The sequence below is a fragment of the Postechiella marina genome (assembly GCF_039538365.1).
Classification (GTDB): domain Bacteria; phylum Bacteroidota; class Bacteroidia; order Flavobacteriales; family Flavobacteriaceae; genus Postechiella; species Postechiella marina.
In genome coordinates, this window is the sequence record NZ_BAABCA010000005.1 from 214,423 (window position 1) to 230,204 (window position 15,782).

The window sequence follows — 15,782 nt, forward strand, 5'->3', positions numbered from 1 at the left end:
CATGAAATTTAGAAAAATACATTAATGGTTATACTGTCTTAACTTTTTGAATCGTTCTGTAACCGTAAAAACCAACAACTGCTAAACAAAACATAGGTAAAATAAAAGAAAAATTAACCTCTGGAATGTATCCTAAAAAAGTAACATCGTTAAAACCATCGCCTCCCATATCTAAAATTGAAGCCTGAATTGGTGGCATAAAAGCCCCACCTACAATAGCCATAACTAAACCTGCAGAACCAATTTTTGCTTCGTCTCCCATGTCTTTTAAAGCAATACCATATATGGTTGGAAACATAATAGACATAAATATAGATATAGCAACAAGCGATATTAAACCTGCTATTCCTGTTAATAGGATGGCTCCAACAGCACAAACAGCACCAGAGAAACCAAAAATAGCTAATACTTTAGACGGATTCATTTTACGCATTAATCCAGTTCCAATCCATCGTCCAGATAAAAACAAAATCATAGCAGCAATGTTATAATGTGTTGCTGTAATATCCATCCCGTTGGTTGCATTTAAATTATCTACATATTGAAAAATAAAAGTCCAACACATAATTTGCGAGCCTACACAAGCTGCTTGAGCTACTACACCGCCTAAATAATTTTTGTTTGCAAATAGTTTTTTAAATGAATTTGATAAACTCATTTTATCTTCTTGTGGTGTTTTTGGTATCTTAGTAAATATGATAATGGCCATAATAGCCAAAACCAAAACGCCTAATGCAATGTATGGAAAACTAATAACGCTTAAATCGTTTTCGCGAATAGCAGCTAATTCTGCTGATTCTAAAGCATTATAAGCCTCAGTTGTATAATCATCTGATCGTAATGCACTTAAAACAAAAACCTGAGCTATTACCATACCTGTTAAAGAGCCAACAGGGTTAAACGCTTGCGCTAAATTTAAGCGCTGTGTTGCTGTTCTTTTATCTCCTAATGCTAAAATTAAAGGATTTGCTGTGGTTTCTAAAAAAGATAGTCCGCAGGTAATAACCCACAAAGAAATAAGGAAAAAGTTAAAATCTTCGAAAGCAGCTGCTGGATAAAACATAAATGCACCAATGGCATAAAGTGTTAAACCTAAAATAATTCCAGATTTATAGCTGTATTTTCTAATAAATAATGCTGCTGGCAATGCCATAAAAAAGTACCCAAAATAGAAAGCAGACTGTACTAACGATGCTTGTAAATTTGATAGTTCTGGCATTACTTTTTTAAATGCAGATACCATTGGGTTTGTTAAATCGTTAGCAATACCCCAAAGTGCAAATAAGGATGTTATTATAATAAAAGGAAATAATAATTGCTTGCTTACAATTGGTGCTTTTGTTTCTGTACTCATTCGTATTGGTTTAGTTTAGTTTTTTTGGTTTTTAAATGTATTAAAATTAATTATAAAACTGATGGTAATGCTCCTGTACTATCTGCAAAAGACTCAGTTTCAATACCAACCTTATTTAACATACTTACAAATAAGTTTGATAAATGTATTTTTTTAGCATCGAAAACTTCGTAACTTCCGTGCTTTACTCCCATATTAGAGCCTCCTGCCAACACAAGCGGACAGTTGTTTGCATTGTGTGTAGAACTACATGCACTACCATATAGAACTAAAGTATTATCTAGTAAAGAACCGTGCTCGTCGTGCGTATTTTTCATTTTATCCATAAAATAAGCAAACTGCTTTGTTAACCACTGGTCATATTTACCTTGTCTTTCGTAATGGCCCGTTTTCTTGTCATGTGTCATACTGTGGTGTCCACCTAAATCTAAAGCTAGTTTAGGAAATGCATCTCCAAAGCCCATTCCATCTTCACGAGCCATCATATAAGTCATAACACGTGTTATGTCTGTTTGAAAGCCTAAAATCATTAAATCCATTGTAGAACGTAGATATGCTTCAGGATCTATTGCTGCATCAACATTTAAGTTTATATGGCTAGCATCGAAATCCTTCATAGGTATATCTAACCATTTTTCGTTACGTTTTACTTGCTCTTCAACTCTATTTAAAGAAGACATGTACTCGTCTAACTTAGACTTATCATTATACCCTAAACGGTTTTTAATACGTTTACTATCTTCTAAAACTAAATCGACAATTTTTTTGCCCTGCTTTAAACTTTTACGCCTTTCTGCTGCACTAGCTCCTCCTGTTTTAGAAAAATAACGTTCAAAAATTTCTCTTTGACGATGTTCTGACGGAACCGCTTTACCAACACTATCAAAAGACAAAGTTGATGCTCTAGATTTATAACCAACACCGCCATCTGTAGATATTGTTAATGAAGGTATACGTGTATGTTTTCTTAATTTTTGTGCTGCTAATTGATCTACAGAAATGCTATTATTATATGTATCGCCTCTTAAATCGCCTCCTGTTAACCAAGTATCTCCAGCCATATGCCCTAAAACACTACGACTATTTGGATGACTTAATCCGCCTAAAATAGACATCTCATTTCTAAAAGGTTCTAGAGGAGATAACGACTTTGTTAATTTATAATTAGTTCCTTGTTCGTGCGGAAACCAATTCCAGTCTTTATCTGTTTTATGCTTTTTTCCAGGCATTGCTACACCATTGGGGAAATATACAAAACAAAGTCTTTTTGGAGCTACAGAAACGTCTCCAAAACTAGTAAGGTTTCCCATACCCATACACTCTAAATATGGTAACATAACAGATGCTCCTAATCCTTTTATAAAGGTTCTTCTATTTAAATGCCATGATTTTTTTGCCATAATATTCGTTTTATTGGTTTGCACTTTTAGAAAAAGAATCGCTTAAAACAATTTCTTCCAAAACGGTTTGAAATTTATAATCGTTTTTCTTAATTTTTTCTACTATTCTATTTAATTCTTTATCATCAGAAAAGCTTACATCTCTTCCTAAAGCATACGCGTATAAATGCTCTACTAAAGACTTTGTAAAATCTTCTCTTTTTAAATTTAATATATATTCTTTAATCCCCTCAATACCTTCTACTTCTGTACCATCTGGTAATTTAGATTTTGAATCTATAGGTTTGTTTTTTGCTAACTTTTGATATCTTCCTACTGCATCATAATTCTCAAAAGCAACTCCGAAAGGATCTATTTTTAAATGACAATCTACACATGAAGCTTTATTTCTATGAAGCTCTAATTGTTCTTTTAATGTTAGTGTTTCGAAACCTGGAGTTTCTGGATCTAATTCTGGTACATTTGGCGGTGGCGGTGGTGGTGGATCGCCTAATATTTTCTCTTTTAACCATACAGCACGTTTAATTGGGTGCGCTTGCACGCCATCTGAATGCCCTGTTAGAAAAGCTCCTTGAGATAATAAACCACCTCTGTTTTTTTCTCTAGCAATAGCTACAGGTCTAAATGCATTTCCTTTAACTCCTTCTACACCATAAAACTCTGCTAAATTTTGATTTAACATAGCAAAATCTGAATCGATAAAATTTAAAATACTTAGGTTTTCTTTTAAAATATAATGAATAAAACTATAAGTCTCTTCTGCCATATCTTGTTTTACAAATCGTGTAAAATCTGGATATAAATTCTTATTGGTGCTCATCCCTTTTAAGCGATCTACTCTTAACCAATCGTAAGCAAAAGACTCTATCATGTTCTTAATTTTAGGGCTATTTGCCATACGAACAATTTGATTAGGCAATTGCTTTTTTAAATCCCCTTGTTTTGCTAAGTTAATTAACTCGTTGTCTGGAGGTGTATTCCATAAAAAATAAGACATTTTTGAAGCTAATAAAAACTCTTCGGCAGTATTTTTAGGGCTTGGCTTTTCGCCTTCTAATAAATATAAAAAACTAGGAGAGCATAGTACAGCCACTAACACTTCTTTAACACCGTCTTCATACCTATCAAAATCATCTCTAGAGTTTCTCCAAAAATCCATATACCTATCCAACTCACCTTCTATTAAAGGGCGTCTAAAGGCATGTTCCATAAACTTCTTTAACACCTCGGCTGTATAAACCTCTTTATTATTTTTGTTTGGAGAATCGAAAAAGATATTTGTATGACTTTCTGGTGGCCAAACTGGGTGATATGGAGCCTCCAATTCCATAGACTTTACCAAAAGCGGAGGTCCTGTTTCTCCTTTTTGTTTTACTAAATGGTTATTCCATAAACCAATTATCATGGTATTAGAATTTTCATTTTTCTCGTTAGGATCGTAAACTGGTAATGGTAAATTTTCTAATTGTCCTGTAAACTCATAGGTATTAAACTCATTAATTCCCCCTATAACATCTTTGTCTTCATCAAAGGTTCTATAATCCATACCATCGTCTGTTCTAGAACCTATAAAGGCTCTTATAGATGGCGTCATGTTTTCGTATTTCTTTTGATTTTTAGCAGCTTCTGCTTTTAATTTTTTAGGCAAAGGGTCATCATCAGATAGTTGAGAAATTCTAACTTCGCTAAATCCAACAAAAAACTTTCCTCCTAAAGTTATCTCGTAAGTTCCCTTCTTTAACGATGCCAAAGTTACTGGGGTAACTATTTCGCTTTTATCTGCTAAGCTTTTATCTAGTTTTAACCGTTCTTGCACTTTATTAAACCTCCCTATTTTCATTAAAAAAGATGGCATGTTTTCTTGTGGTACATAAGGGTGTACAAGATCTATTTGATAATACCCTGTTTCTGGAACATTTAATTTTAACTTTGCAGTTGCATTGGCATCTGTAGCTATTGGAACTAAAAACTTATCGTCTTTAAGCTGTAGCCTATTAATTACTTTTACATCTTTTGCTTTTATAATTATGGTATTAGCATTAACTACTGCTGGTTCGTTTTTCCTTAATCCAATAATACCTTCTTTAGCCTCTAAAGCATAACCTTTTGCAGCTATTATTTTTAGCTTAAACCTTCCTGATCTAGGAAAATTATTTTTTACCAACATTTTCATGTTTGGAGATGGCCCTTGCCAAGAACGAGGTGGCACATCTTTATGAGGTAAGGCGGAGTATAGCATTAATCCGTTTTCTACTACCGAAAACCTATCGTTACCAGAGCCTCGCATACCTATACCTATAAGTCTTTTAATTTCATCTACATCTGTTTTTTCATTATTTTTAGAATCTAAAACATCAACTTTAAAATTGTCGCTTTTTATAGCTACAGATTGAAACCCTCCAAACTCTGCAGAAATTTCATTTTTCCCAATACCTTCTCCAACTGTAATCTTATATATTTTAGGTTCTGGTTTATCGCCAAAAACAATAGCTTTATCTAAAGCATTACGGGCAATTTTTTGATAATAATCTATATGCAAAGACGATATTTGAAGTGTTTCTCCATTATTAGTAAAACCCATTTTAGATTTGCCATCGTCTGGTAAAACACTACCAAAATTAATAGGTAACCCTAATATTTCGTTTAAAGAATTTGTGTATTGCGATTTTGTTAGCCTTCTTGTTACTTCTTTTGCATTACTGTTTTTAGCTTTTGCAGCATGCTCTAACGAGTTTGTTATCCAATTAACAACCTCTTTTCTCTCTTTAGCAGTTAGTTGTGGTTTTTTCTTTGGAGGCATTTCTCCAGAGTTAATCATATCTAATGCAGAGTGCCAACTTTCGGCATCTGCTCCTTTTACCATATCCCAATTTAAACGATCTAAGCGTACGCTACCTTTTTGCTTATCTGGCCCATGACAATCGTAACAATATTTATCCATTATTGGCTTAATATTATTTGCATAATGCAAAGCCTGTTTGCTTAATTTAACTTTGGGTTTACTTGCTAAAATAGCTAACTCCTTTTTTCTTTGTTCTGCCTTAGCTTTTGCTTTAGCTTCCTCTTTAAGCGCTATTTGTTGTTTTACTTCTGGAGTTAATTTATTTAAAGAATTTGTTATCCAATTTAAAATACTGTTTTTATCTGCTTCTGTTAAAGGTTCTTCTTCTTCTGGAGGCATATTGCCTTCGCTAATTTCTTCAAAAACCGTTTCCCATTTTTTTACATCTTCGGGTTTTATCATTTCCCAACTAGCTGTATCTAAACGTAAATCGCCTTTTTGTTTATTTGCATTATGACATTCAAAACAATTTTTATCCATTATAGGATGAATACTATCTGCAAAGATTAACGCTAATTTAGCTTCTTCGCTTTCGCCTTTATCTTTAGCCAATTCCTTTATTGATGATAAAATAGATTCTGTTTTAGATTTTTCTACTCCAAAAAACTCTTTCATACTTACTGGCATATCTTTGGTTAAGTAACCAGCACCATGTGTTAAAGAGCCCCCATAGTGGCCCGCAAAAGTTAACAGTATTACATTTATAAATAGTAAGCCTTGATAAATACGTATTGTTTTTTGAGACTTTGTATAAGCCCATAGTCTAAAAACTAATAGCCAAACACATAATAATGCGGTTGCCCAACCTAACCATTTATGAAACGATAATACCTCAACATTATAACCACCACTAGACGCTAAAAACATTCCGAAAATTACAGCAGGAATTAAGCTTATTACTGTAAACCACAATAATATTTTACTTGCGTTTTCTAACTGTAATTTTGGTTTTATTAAATTAACAACCTCTAAAACAAAAACACCTAACAATGCTCCTATTGGAATATGTAAAATTAATGGGTGAAAATTTCCAATGTAAAGTACTAATTCATTTTTGCCATCAATGTTTATTGGCGCTAATATAAGCCCCATTAAAATTAATGTAAAAATAGACGCAACAGAGAGTGTTACCTTCATAAACAAATTTTATAATAAACTATAGACTCCAAAGTTAATTCTCATAAAAAAAATTGACAGGGGATAATACTCCAACAATAAGGGGATTATAGTGTAAAGTGTATGTTTATTGATGTTTCTTGCGGTATTCGGTAGGTGTTAGTTCGTGTTTTTTCTTAAACAGTTCTCTAAAATACTTAACATCGTTGTAACCTAACATAAAGGTTATTTCGTTAAAAGAGTAGTTTGTTTTAGAAAGTAACTCGGCTGCTTTTGTTAATTTAACAGATGTTATTAATTCGTTTATTGTCATACCAGCAAGCTGAGATGTTTTTTTATAAAGCGAACTTTTAGACATGTTCATTTTAGATGTTAGTACAGATATATCTAACTTGTTTTCTATAAAATTATCTTCTATAACTTGCATTAAATTCTTTAAAAAAATAGTCCCTGACGATTCTATTTCTTCTATCTGAGGTGTTAAATCTATCTCTCTTTGGAACCAGTCTTTAGTTTGCTTAATGGTTGTTAATTGGTTTTTTATTTTAAGTAATAAACTTTCTGTTTTAAATGGCTTTGTAATATAATCGTTAACACCACTGTCTAACACTTCTATTTCGTTTTTTCCTGAAGCTGTTATAATTATTGTTGGAATATGAGACGTCCTAATATCTCCCTTTATTTTCTTGCAAAGTTCTATACCGTTTAATTCTGGCATCATTAAATCTGTTAAAACAATATCGGGCATTTTATTTAAAACAATCTCTAAAGCTCTTTTACCATTGTTTGCAACAAAAAGTTTGTATTTAGAAGATAACTCGTAGGTTAAATACTTTCTAAGTTCATCATCGTCTTCTGCTATTAAAATACTGTATTTAAATTCTGTTTTCTCTTTACTATCTTCTATGGCTACTTCTACCTTTTCTTCTTCACTTGGTAAAGATAAAAGTACCTTGGTTCCTTTTTGATACTCACTTTCTATGGTTACCTCTCCTTCGTGCGCTTCTATATATTCTTTAACTATAGATAAACCTATACCTTGCCCTTGTGCATCTGTGTTAGATTGAAAAAACCTTGAAAAGATTTCTTTTAACTTATCTTTACTTATACCTTTTCCTGTATCTTCTACACTTACTTTTACAGACTGATTTTCTTGATCGTGTCTTACCTTTAAAATAATTTTACCGCCTTTAGGTGTATTTTTAAACGCATTAGAAAGTATATTAAAAAAAACACGTTCTATTTTTTCTTTATCAAAATACAAAGGCAATTTTACAGCTTGAGTATCAAAAATTAAATCAATATTTTTCTCTTCTGCTTTAAACTTAAAATTTTCTAAAAGTGTTTTTAAAAAACCTACAAATTCTATTTTCTGAATATTTAAAGTTAGCTCGCCAGTATGAATAGTGCTAAAATTAAGCACTTGGTTTATAAGTTTAACCAATCTATTTGCATTATTAGATGCTGTTTCTAAAAGAAACTGCTTCTCTTCTTCTGGCATCGATTTTTTTAACACCTTTTCTAAAGGCTCTTTAACCATGGTTAAGGGTGTTTTTAAATCGTGCGAAATATTGGTAAAAAACTTAATTTTTTCTAAATCGGTTTCCCTTAATTTCTTTTCTAAATCTAACTGAAGATTTAACGCTTTTTTTCTAGTTTGTTTTACAATAGAAAACCTAGTAAATAATATTACTGCTCCCAAAACAACAAGTACCCAAAAGGCAATAAACCACCATGTAAGCCAAAACGGTGGGTAAATAGTAAAGTTTATAGTTTTAACTTCAGAATTCCATTTACCATCTTCGTTTGTACATTGCAACCATATTTTATGGTTTCCTCTAGGCAAATTGTTTAAAGTAAACGAAGGCGTTTTAACAAACTTTATATTCCATTTATTTTCGCCATCATCAACCTTATACCTATACTTTATGGCGCTTGGCGAAATATAGTTAGGAACAGATACTTTAAAAGTTAAGTTATTTTGGTAGTGACTTAACCTGTTAAGGTCTTTAGTCTTGTTGCCACTTATTCCATTTATTTGAACATCTTCTATAAAAATGGTATACTCATTTTCGCTTGGAGAAAACTTTTTAGGATCGAAAGCAATAACGCCCTTGTTTACACCAAAAAACATTTTCTTTTCTTTTGAGAAAAAAGCAATTTTATCTGAAAAACGATTAGAAAAATACCCAAATCCTTTATAATAGTTTGTAAAGCTTTCTTTTGAAAAATTAAACTTATTTAATCCATTATGCGTACCAATCCATAAAATACTATCATTTTCTGCAACAACACTAGAAATATAATTGTTAGACAATCCGTCGTGGGTAGTATAGTTTTTTATAACAACATATTCTTCCTTGCCTTTGTTATACTTTAATTTACTGAGACCTAAAGACGTGGCTACCCACAAATTATCTTTAGTTTTATAAATCATTTGAACAGAATTACTTCCTAAATTTTTAGATTGATTAATGTTTATAATATTTTTTACTTCATGGTTTTCGTTTAATGTTACTTGAAAAATTCCTTTATTAATGGCATTAGTTATAATAGCATTATTAACACTATCGTAAACAATATAACCTACATTACTCCACCTAGCCACACGTTCTATTTTTACTTTGTCCCCAGAATAATCTATTCTAGATAAACCGCCATAATAACCTGCCCAATAAATATGATCTTTACTTTTTGTAATGGCATAAACTGCACTTATTGTTTCGTCTAGTTGTTTTTGTTTGGAAACATAATTATTTGTTTTGGCATTAAACTTAAACTCGAATAAGCCCTTTGAGGTTCCTACTAAAAACAAAGAATCTGTTACCTTATTAATACATAAAATACTTTTTCCTTGTAAATACCTTTTACTCTCGCCTGTGGTAAAATTTTTTCTTATTAAACCAGAATCTGTAGTAGCCAACAACATTGCTCCAGAAAAATCTTGTTCTATAACTTTTTTATTTTTGAAGTTAAACAATTCTTCAAAATTTGAATCATGCGATAGGTTTCCTCGAAAATTAATTTTTATTAAATCGTTTACGGTTACCATCCACAAATTACCTTGTTTATCTACAAACGATTCTAAATTTCTAATAAACTTTCTAGAAACAGGCAAATCCAACAATTCCTTTTCTAGAGACCCTAAATCTATATACCTAAGTTTTAAATGACTTGTTACCCAGATACGGTTTCTTTTTTCATCGTATTCTAACCATCTTACACCACCTTCAACTTGATAAGGCTCTTCCCAAACATTGGCCTTATTATTATATTTTAGTAATCGTTTAGTTCCGTCGCCTATCCAAACATTATTATCTTTATCTACACAAATGCTTGATGCCTTAACAGGCATATCGACTGTTTTTATTAATTTTTCTTTTTTAGAATCGAAAAACACCATATATTCTCCCATTACAAACCATGCATAATGAGACCTACTATACCCTAGCCTAGATCCCGACTTATTACCACTAACAGGAATGGGATTAATATTATTAAAATCTATATTTTTTACAGAGAAATAATATGGTGCGCCTCTACCAACAAATAATTTAGAATTATTTATAGTCATACTATTAACAAAAGATGCTGCTCCGTCACCTTTAAAAATAATATTGTGCAAGTTTTTAGTTTCTATTATATAACAATGTAAGGTGTTATCCTTGGTTACCAACCAAATTCGACCATAAGCGTCGAATTCTATTTTCTTTATTCCGCGTAAAGGAAAATCTGGATTATTATTTATAAAAGCATGTTGCTCGTAACGGTAACCATCAAACTTAAATAAACCATCTTCAGACGTAAACCATATAAAACCTTTATCGTCTTGTCTTACACGAGAAACCGTGGTTGTTGGTAAATCTGTAGTTTCGAAAAGCGACGTGTAATTAAATTGCCCATAAAAAGTAGTTGGACACCACATAAGCACAAATAAGATTTTAAACCAATTTGTTGTAGTGTTTGTTTTTATGATGCTTTTTAATTTCAAGATTATGTCTTTAAAATAGATAATGTTTGAAATATACAACTTTCATTTTCTTAGTAAAAATATACTTTAAATAGACCGTTCTATTGTAAAAAAATCTTCAATATTATATTGATGGTCTTTCGTTGCTATAAAATTAAATTTCACTTTAATTCTACAATAACATCTGCTCCTTCAATATCTACAGAGTGTACTTGTATTTTTACTAATCTTTTATTTTTATGAGACTGAATTATAGCCAAACACCTACCATTATTAGTTACTACTTTATCTGATACTAGAATAAAGATCGTCCATTTATAAACAGTTCTACTATATGGTAATTTGTTGGCTCCTTAACTAATAGCATCTCTACTTCATCATAATTCCAATGCAAATTAGCTTTACTGTTCTTCCATTTTAAAGTTTTTTTTAATATCTACTCTCCTAGATATTTTACGTAAGTATAATATACCCCATACCTATCTTTGCCCTCTATAAAATCGTTAACAAGTAATGTTTTGCCCTTATTTAGATTTACAATAAAAGACACTGCATTTTGTTTTGGTTTAATTAATTTTTCGTGAATTTGATTGGCTATTTTTATTCTAACTTTTTCGGGCGAAATAGCTTGGTAAGTAAACATATTTTTGGGGTTTTCTATTGGCACTCCTAAAATAGGACCTGCGCATTCTTTAGGCCATCTAGCACATAAAACTTGATAACGCCCAGGTTTTTCTATAGTTAAGGCATGGGTGTTATTTGTGTTTTTTATACCTGCAGCTACCTGCTCACATTTCCAAATACCACTATCTTCTCCAATAGCATGTTGTATGGTTAACTTAATTTCTTCTTGCTTACTATTACCAACATGGTGCGTTGGGAGCTCTTTATATTCAGAATTTCTTTTAGTTTCTTTTAAAAACACAGCATTTTGTGCTAAAAGCTCTTTTATCAATTCGGGATGTAGATGTGCTACGTTGTTTTTCTGTTTAGGGTCTTTACGTATATTATATAAAGCATTACCATTAATTAACCTCCAATCGTCTTTTAAAATACAGGTTTGATTAACATCCATTGGTGGTCTCCAATCTTGACGATTATGAATAAACACCGAACGATTTTCTATTTTTTTCTTTTGATTTAAAAGCAATGGAGATACATCTACCCCATCAAGTTTCATGGCTTTTGGAACCGAGAGGTTACACAAACCTGCCAATGTAGGTATAATATCTACATGAGCTGTAAGTACATCTATATCTTTTCCGCCTTTAATATTTCCCTTTGGCCAACGTATGTAAAACGGTACGCGATGTCCGCCTTCTTGCTTACTTCCCTTAATACCTCTATAGCCTTTGTTATATCCAAATTTACCATCGTTACTGTAGCCATAACGCGTACCATTATCACTCATAAAAATAAGAATGGTATTTTCTAGTAGCTTTTTGTTATCTAAGAAATCGTAAAACTTACCAAAATTCTCATCTATATTGGCAATCATGCCATATAAATTGGCACTAATAATTTCTTTACCTTCTAAGTGTTTATAGGGTTTTGCATATTTTTTATCTACAATTAAGGGATCGTGAGGTGCATTTAAAGGTAGATACACAAAAAACGGATCTTCTTTATTTTTATCTATGTATTTTATGGTTTCGTTAAACCACACATCTGTACAATAACCTTTAAACTGTTTAGGTGTATTATTTTCATAATATACATCGTTAAAATAACTATTACCCCAATAATCTGACAACTCACCTACACCACCAGCTAAATGATGAATTGCTGTTTCGAAACCAGAATCTGTTGGTCGTGTTGGATAATTATCGCCTAAATGCCATTTGCCAAACAAAGCGGTTTTATAACCATTATTTTTAAACATATTGGCCATAGTTACAGCTCCGCTCGATAATGCATCTCTACCCTTAAAAGTTGCCCAAGCACCATTATTAATAGGATAACGACCTGTCATTATAGCTGCACGTGTTGGTGTGCAAAGCGGACTTACATGAAAATCTGTTAACCGTACAGAATTATTATAAAATTTATCTAGGTTTGGTGTTTTTAACCATGGGTTTCCATGACACCCAATATCTCCAATACCTTGGTCGTCTGTTAGAATAAGTATAACGTTAGGCTTTGTTTGCGTTTGCGAAAACGACAACAAACTACAAATAAAAAAAAGATAAATTAATTTTGAATGTATAGTATTAAAGTGAGGTAATATATATTGAGCCATTTTATTTTTTAACAATTTTGAAATTTACTGGTTCTTCTAATACTAATTTTACAAAGTACATGCCAGATTGTTTGCCTTGTAAACTTAGATTTATAGAACCCGCATTAATTGTGTAAACACCTGAAGTTACTAATTGCCCACGTATATCATATATTTCTACAGGAATTTGTCCTTCAGAAATAGGCAAACTTATTGAAAAATTAGATGTTGTAGGGTTTGGATACGGACTAATATTAGAATAAAAATCGATAGACTGTACTAAAAGCCCTTCGCAAGCCTTATTCGTTTTAACCTCAACAATATCGTTTTGACTTACATCTACTGCAAAAGATGATGCCAAAGTCTCTAAAACCAAATTATGATTAACATACACTTGGTAAGGCGCTGTGCCTTTAGAAATATTAACTTCTATTTTTTTTGTTTTTAATGTTGATTTAAATGTTACTTGATCTGCTTCTTTTACTCTAATAGTAAAACACTGCTCGTCTACTTTTTCTTTAAGTTTAATACAAACTTGATACACTTTTGGCTCCAAGTTTTCAAAGGTTTTTTCGTTTACAAATTCGTAGCTAACCCCATTAAAACTCACCTCATAATCACCTTTTACATCTGGCACTATAGTTATACTACCATTGTTCTGGTTTGTACACGTTTCAGATGTTGTAGCTATTGTAAATGTAGTATTCCAAATGGTTATTGTTTCTTCTTCTAAAAAAGTAGGAATAATTAAAGAAGCTCCCGCATTTAATACTCTATCTCCTCCTTCTAAAGCACCACTATCCGGTGTTGTAGAATTTGTGAATCCAGGAATTTCTTTACCTGCATCAATAGCTACAGAACCCGCTTTTAAATTAAAATCGCCATTTAAAGCATCTGTAAAATTATTATCTTGACTAGAAAAATCTATTAACACATTGTTCTCTGGGTTAAATTGAAAACCATAATTAGAACAATGCGTTATAAACTCATTAAAATTTGTGGTTTCTAAAGAAGGGCTTGGGTTTAAATTAACCCATCCCTGATTTCCTCCTGTGGCAGAAAGTTTTTGTCTTCCATAACTTAATACAAATTTAGAATTAGTCATAAAAACATTATTAGCAAAATGTCCATCTTCCATGGTCCCTTTATTATCTTCTTCTGCAAGCCCTAATGCTTCCCAATTGTCTATTTCAAGCCCCCATAAAGTAAAAAGTTTATCATAATTCCATATTGTATTATTGTAATAGTTAACCGGTTTTTCCATTCTATTGTAACGTGGCCCTAGGTATAAAAATTCGCCTGCAGGTTCATTATCTACAGATCCCATATAATTATCGGCTTTAATATTATATATTAAATTATGATGTGCTGTGTAGTTTTGCGTATCTTCCATATAAAATGCAACTACTTTTTGCCTATTATAATTACCATCAGAAACCGGCAATCCTTTTATATCATGTACCTTATTATATGCTATTGTGCTTCCTTTCAAATCTAAAGCTCCAATTTTCCCTGTACTTGTAGCTTCAAAAGGTCCTGCGTCTTCTCCCATTTTCATTGCACCATAAAAATCTGAATCTAAAATATCAACTTTAGCATCGCCTCCATCAATTCTAATTTGGAATCTTCCTGCATCTCCAAAAGTACACTTACTTATACTAGTATTATCTGATCGATTTACATGAACGCCAGAAGTAAATACCCCAACAGCACCAAAATCTTCTATTATACAATTTTCAATAGTATTATTTTCTCCAAAATGAAAAGCAACCATATTTGCCCAATTATGAGCTATATAGGTGTTTTTTATTGTGTTGTTAGAGCTATACCTAAAAAACATGCCTTTTCTATCGGTATTTCCTTGTCCATATCCATTTGGTATCCAAAAAGGGTGTAAATACCTAAATGAACTCTGGTCTATTAATGTGTTATTTGTAGATTGTGCGTCTAGATTACCTGCTACAAAATTAATTCCAATAATAGTTACGTCACTCGTATTATTTAAAACCAATACACGCTCTCGGGTTTGAATTTCAATTCTACTTTCATCAATATTTTCTCCCACTCTCGGAAAATAGTATAAGTTATTATTTTCTATAAACCACTCTCCTGGTGTGTCAACCAAATTTTTATGAAGTACAAACCCCCAACCTAATTTAAATCTATTGGAAGCTATAGCGCTTTCTTTTTTCCAATCAGAATTATCATTAATAGCGTTAAACGAAACCGTATTTCCAGATTTCGAGACAATATCTCCATAAACATAATTACGCATTTTACCCGTCATTGCTCGAACAATACCTCCTGTTAAATCTACATTTGGAATTGTGGTTTCTTGAAACGTAATTTGACCAGTAGCTCCTACTCCTGCAGGTTTAAAGCCATTAGTTACGGGTGCATATCCTCCTTTATTATTTTCAGAAATAACCTCCATAGTTTGATTTATGGCTCTATTAGGGTGCCTGCCTAATTTTTGAATTCTACCATTAGAAAACAATTGACTATAATCTGTTTCTATATTTAAACCAGAAATATTAGTAACTTTAACTCCCGACGCCATACCAGTAGCGTTAGACCAGCTACCAGTTATCAAATCTGCTCCAGACACCAATACATACTCGCCTTGAAAATTTTTAAGTGTAATATTGTTTTTATTTACGAGAACGCGTTCTCTATAAATACCCTCGTGAAGTATAATAATATCGCCACTTGAAGCTTGATTTATAGCCTGTGTAATAGAATATAATTTGGTAGGGTCTTGAGTTATTGCATTCTCTTGCCAAGGAATTTCGGTTGAGTATACATGTATTTCGTTTTGTGCCGAAAGCCTGAGTATACAAAAACTTATAAACACAACTAATTTTACTGTCTGCAACATGGTA

At 32.0% G+C, this 15,782-nt stretch carries 6 protein-coding genes; all 6 read right to left on the reverse strand.

Going from position 1 to position 15,782, the window contains the following annotated elements:
* Nucleotides 1-28: 28 nt before the first annotated feature.
* The 6 genes from fucP to ABD715_RS12580 all read right to left on the reverse strand — a co-directional run bounded on the left by fucP (nt 29) and on the right by ABD715_RS12580 (nt 15,778).
* Nucleotides 29-1,354 (reverse strand): L-fucose:H+ symporter permease, encoded by a 1,326-nt coding sequence (gene fucP, locus ABD715_RS12555; protein ID WP_344788600.1) that lies wholly within the window; start codon nt 1,352-1,354, stop codon nt 29-31.
* Nucleotides 1,355-1,404: 50 nt separating this feature from the next.
* On the reverse strand, nt 1,405-2,754 hold the full coding sequence (locus ABD715_RS12560) for a DUF1552 domain-containing protein (RefSeq protein ID WP_344788601.1): 1,350 nt from the start codon (nt 2,752-2,754) through the stop codon (nt 1,405-1,407).
* A 10-nt stretch (nt 2,755-2,764) separates the two neighbouring features.
* Nucleotides 2,765-6,733: a DUF1592 domain-containing protein gene (locus ABD715_RS12565; RefSeq protein ID WP_344788602.1), complete on the reverse strand. Its 3,969-nt coding sequence runs from the start codon at nt 6,731-6,733 to the stop codon at nt 2,765-2,767.
* Nucleotides 6,734-6,839: 106 nt separating this feature from the next.
* Entirely contained in the window at nt 6,840-10,703 is a 3,864-nt protein-coding gene (locus ABD715_RS12570; protein WP_344788603.1) for a hybrid sensor histidine kinase/response regulator transcription factor, read from the reverse strand.
* A 415-nt stretch (nt 10,704-11,118) separates the two neighbouring features.
* The gene (locus tag ABD715_RS12575; protein ID WP_344788604.1) at nt 11,119-12,921 is read right to left on the reverse strand and encodes an arylsulfatase; all 1,803 of its coding nucleotides are present in this window, start codon (nt 12,919-12,921) and stop codon (nt 11,119-11,121) included.
* 1 nt (nt 12,922) lies between these two features.
* Entirely contained in the window at nt 12,923-15,778 is a 2,856-nt protein-coding gene (locus ABD715_RS12580; protein ID WP_344788605.1) for a right-handed parallel beta-helix repeat-containing protein, read from the reverse strand.
* Between the last annotated feature and the right edge of the window lie 4 nt (nt 15,779-15,782).

What these genes read in the sequence shown, in the direction of transcription:
- fucP (WP_344788600.1), bottom strand. Translation starts at nt 1,354, where the DNA reads ATGAGTACAGAAACAAAAGCACCAATTGTAAGCAAGCAATTATTATTT.
- ABD715_RS12560 (WP_344788601.1), bottom strand. Translation starts at nt 2,754, where the DNA reads ATGGCAAAAAAATCATGGCATTTAAATAGAAGAACCTTTATAAAAGGA.
- ABD715_RS12565 (WP_344788602.1), bottom strand. Translation starts at nt 6,733, where the DNA reads ATGAAGGTAACACTCTCTGTTGCGTCTATTTTTACATTAATTTTAATG.
- ABD715_RS12575 (WP_344788604.1), bottom strand. Translation starts at nt 12,921, where the DNA reads ATGGCTCAATATATATTACCTCACTTTAATACTATACATTCAAAATTA.
- ABD715_RS12580 (WP_344788605.1), bottom strand. Translation starts at nt 15,778, where the DNA reads ATGTTGCAGACAGTAAAATTAGTTGTGTTTATAAGTTTTTGTATACTC.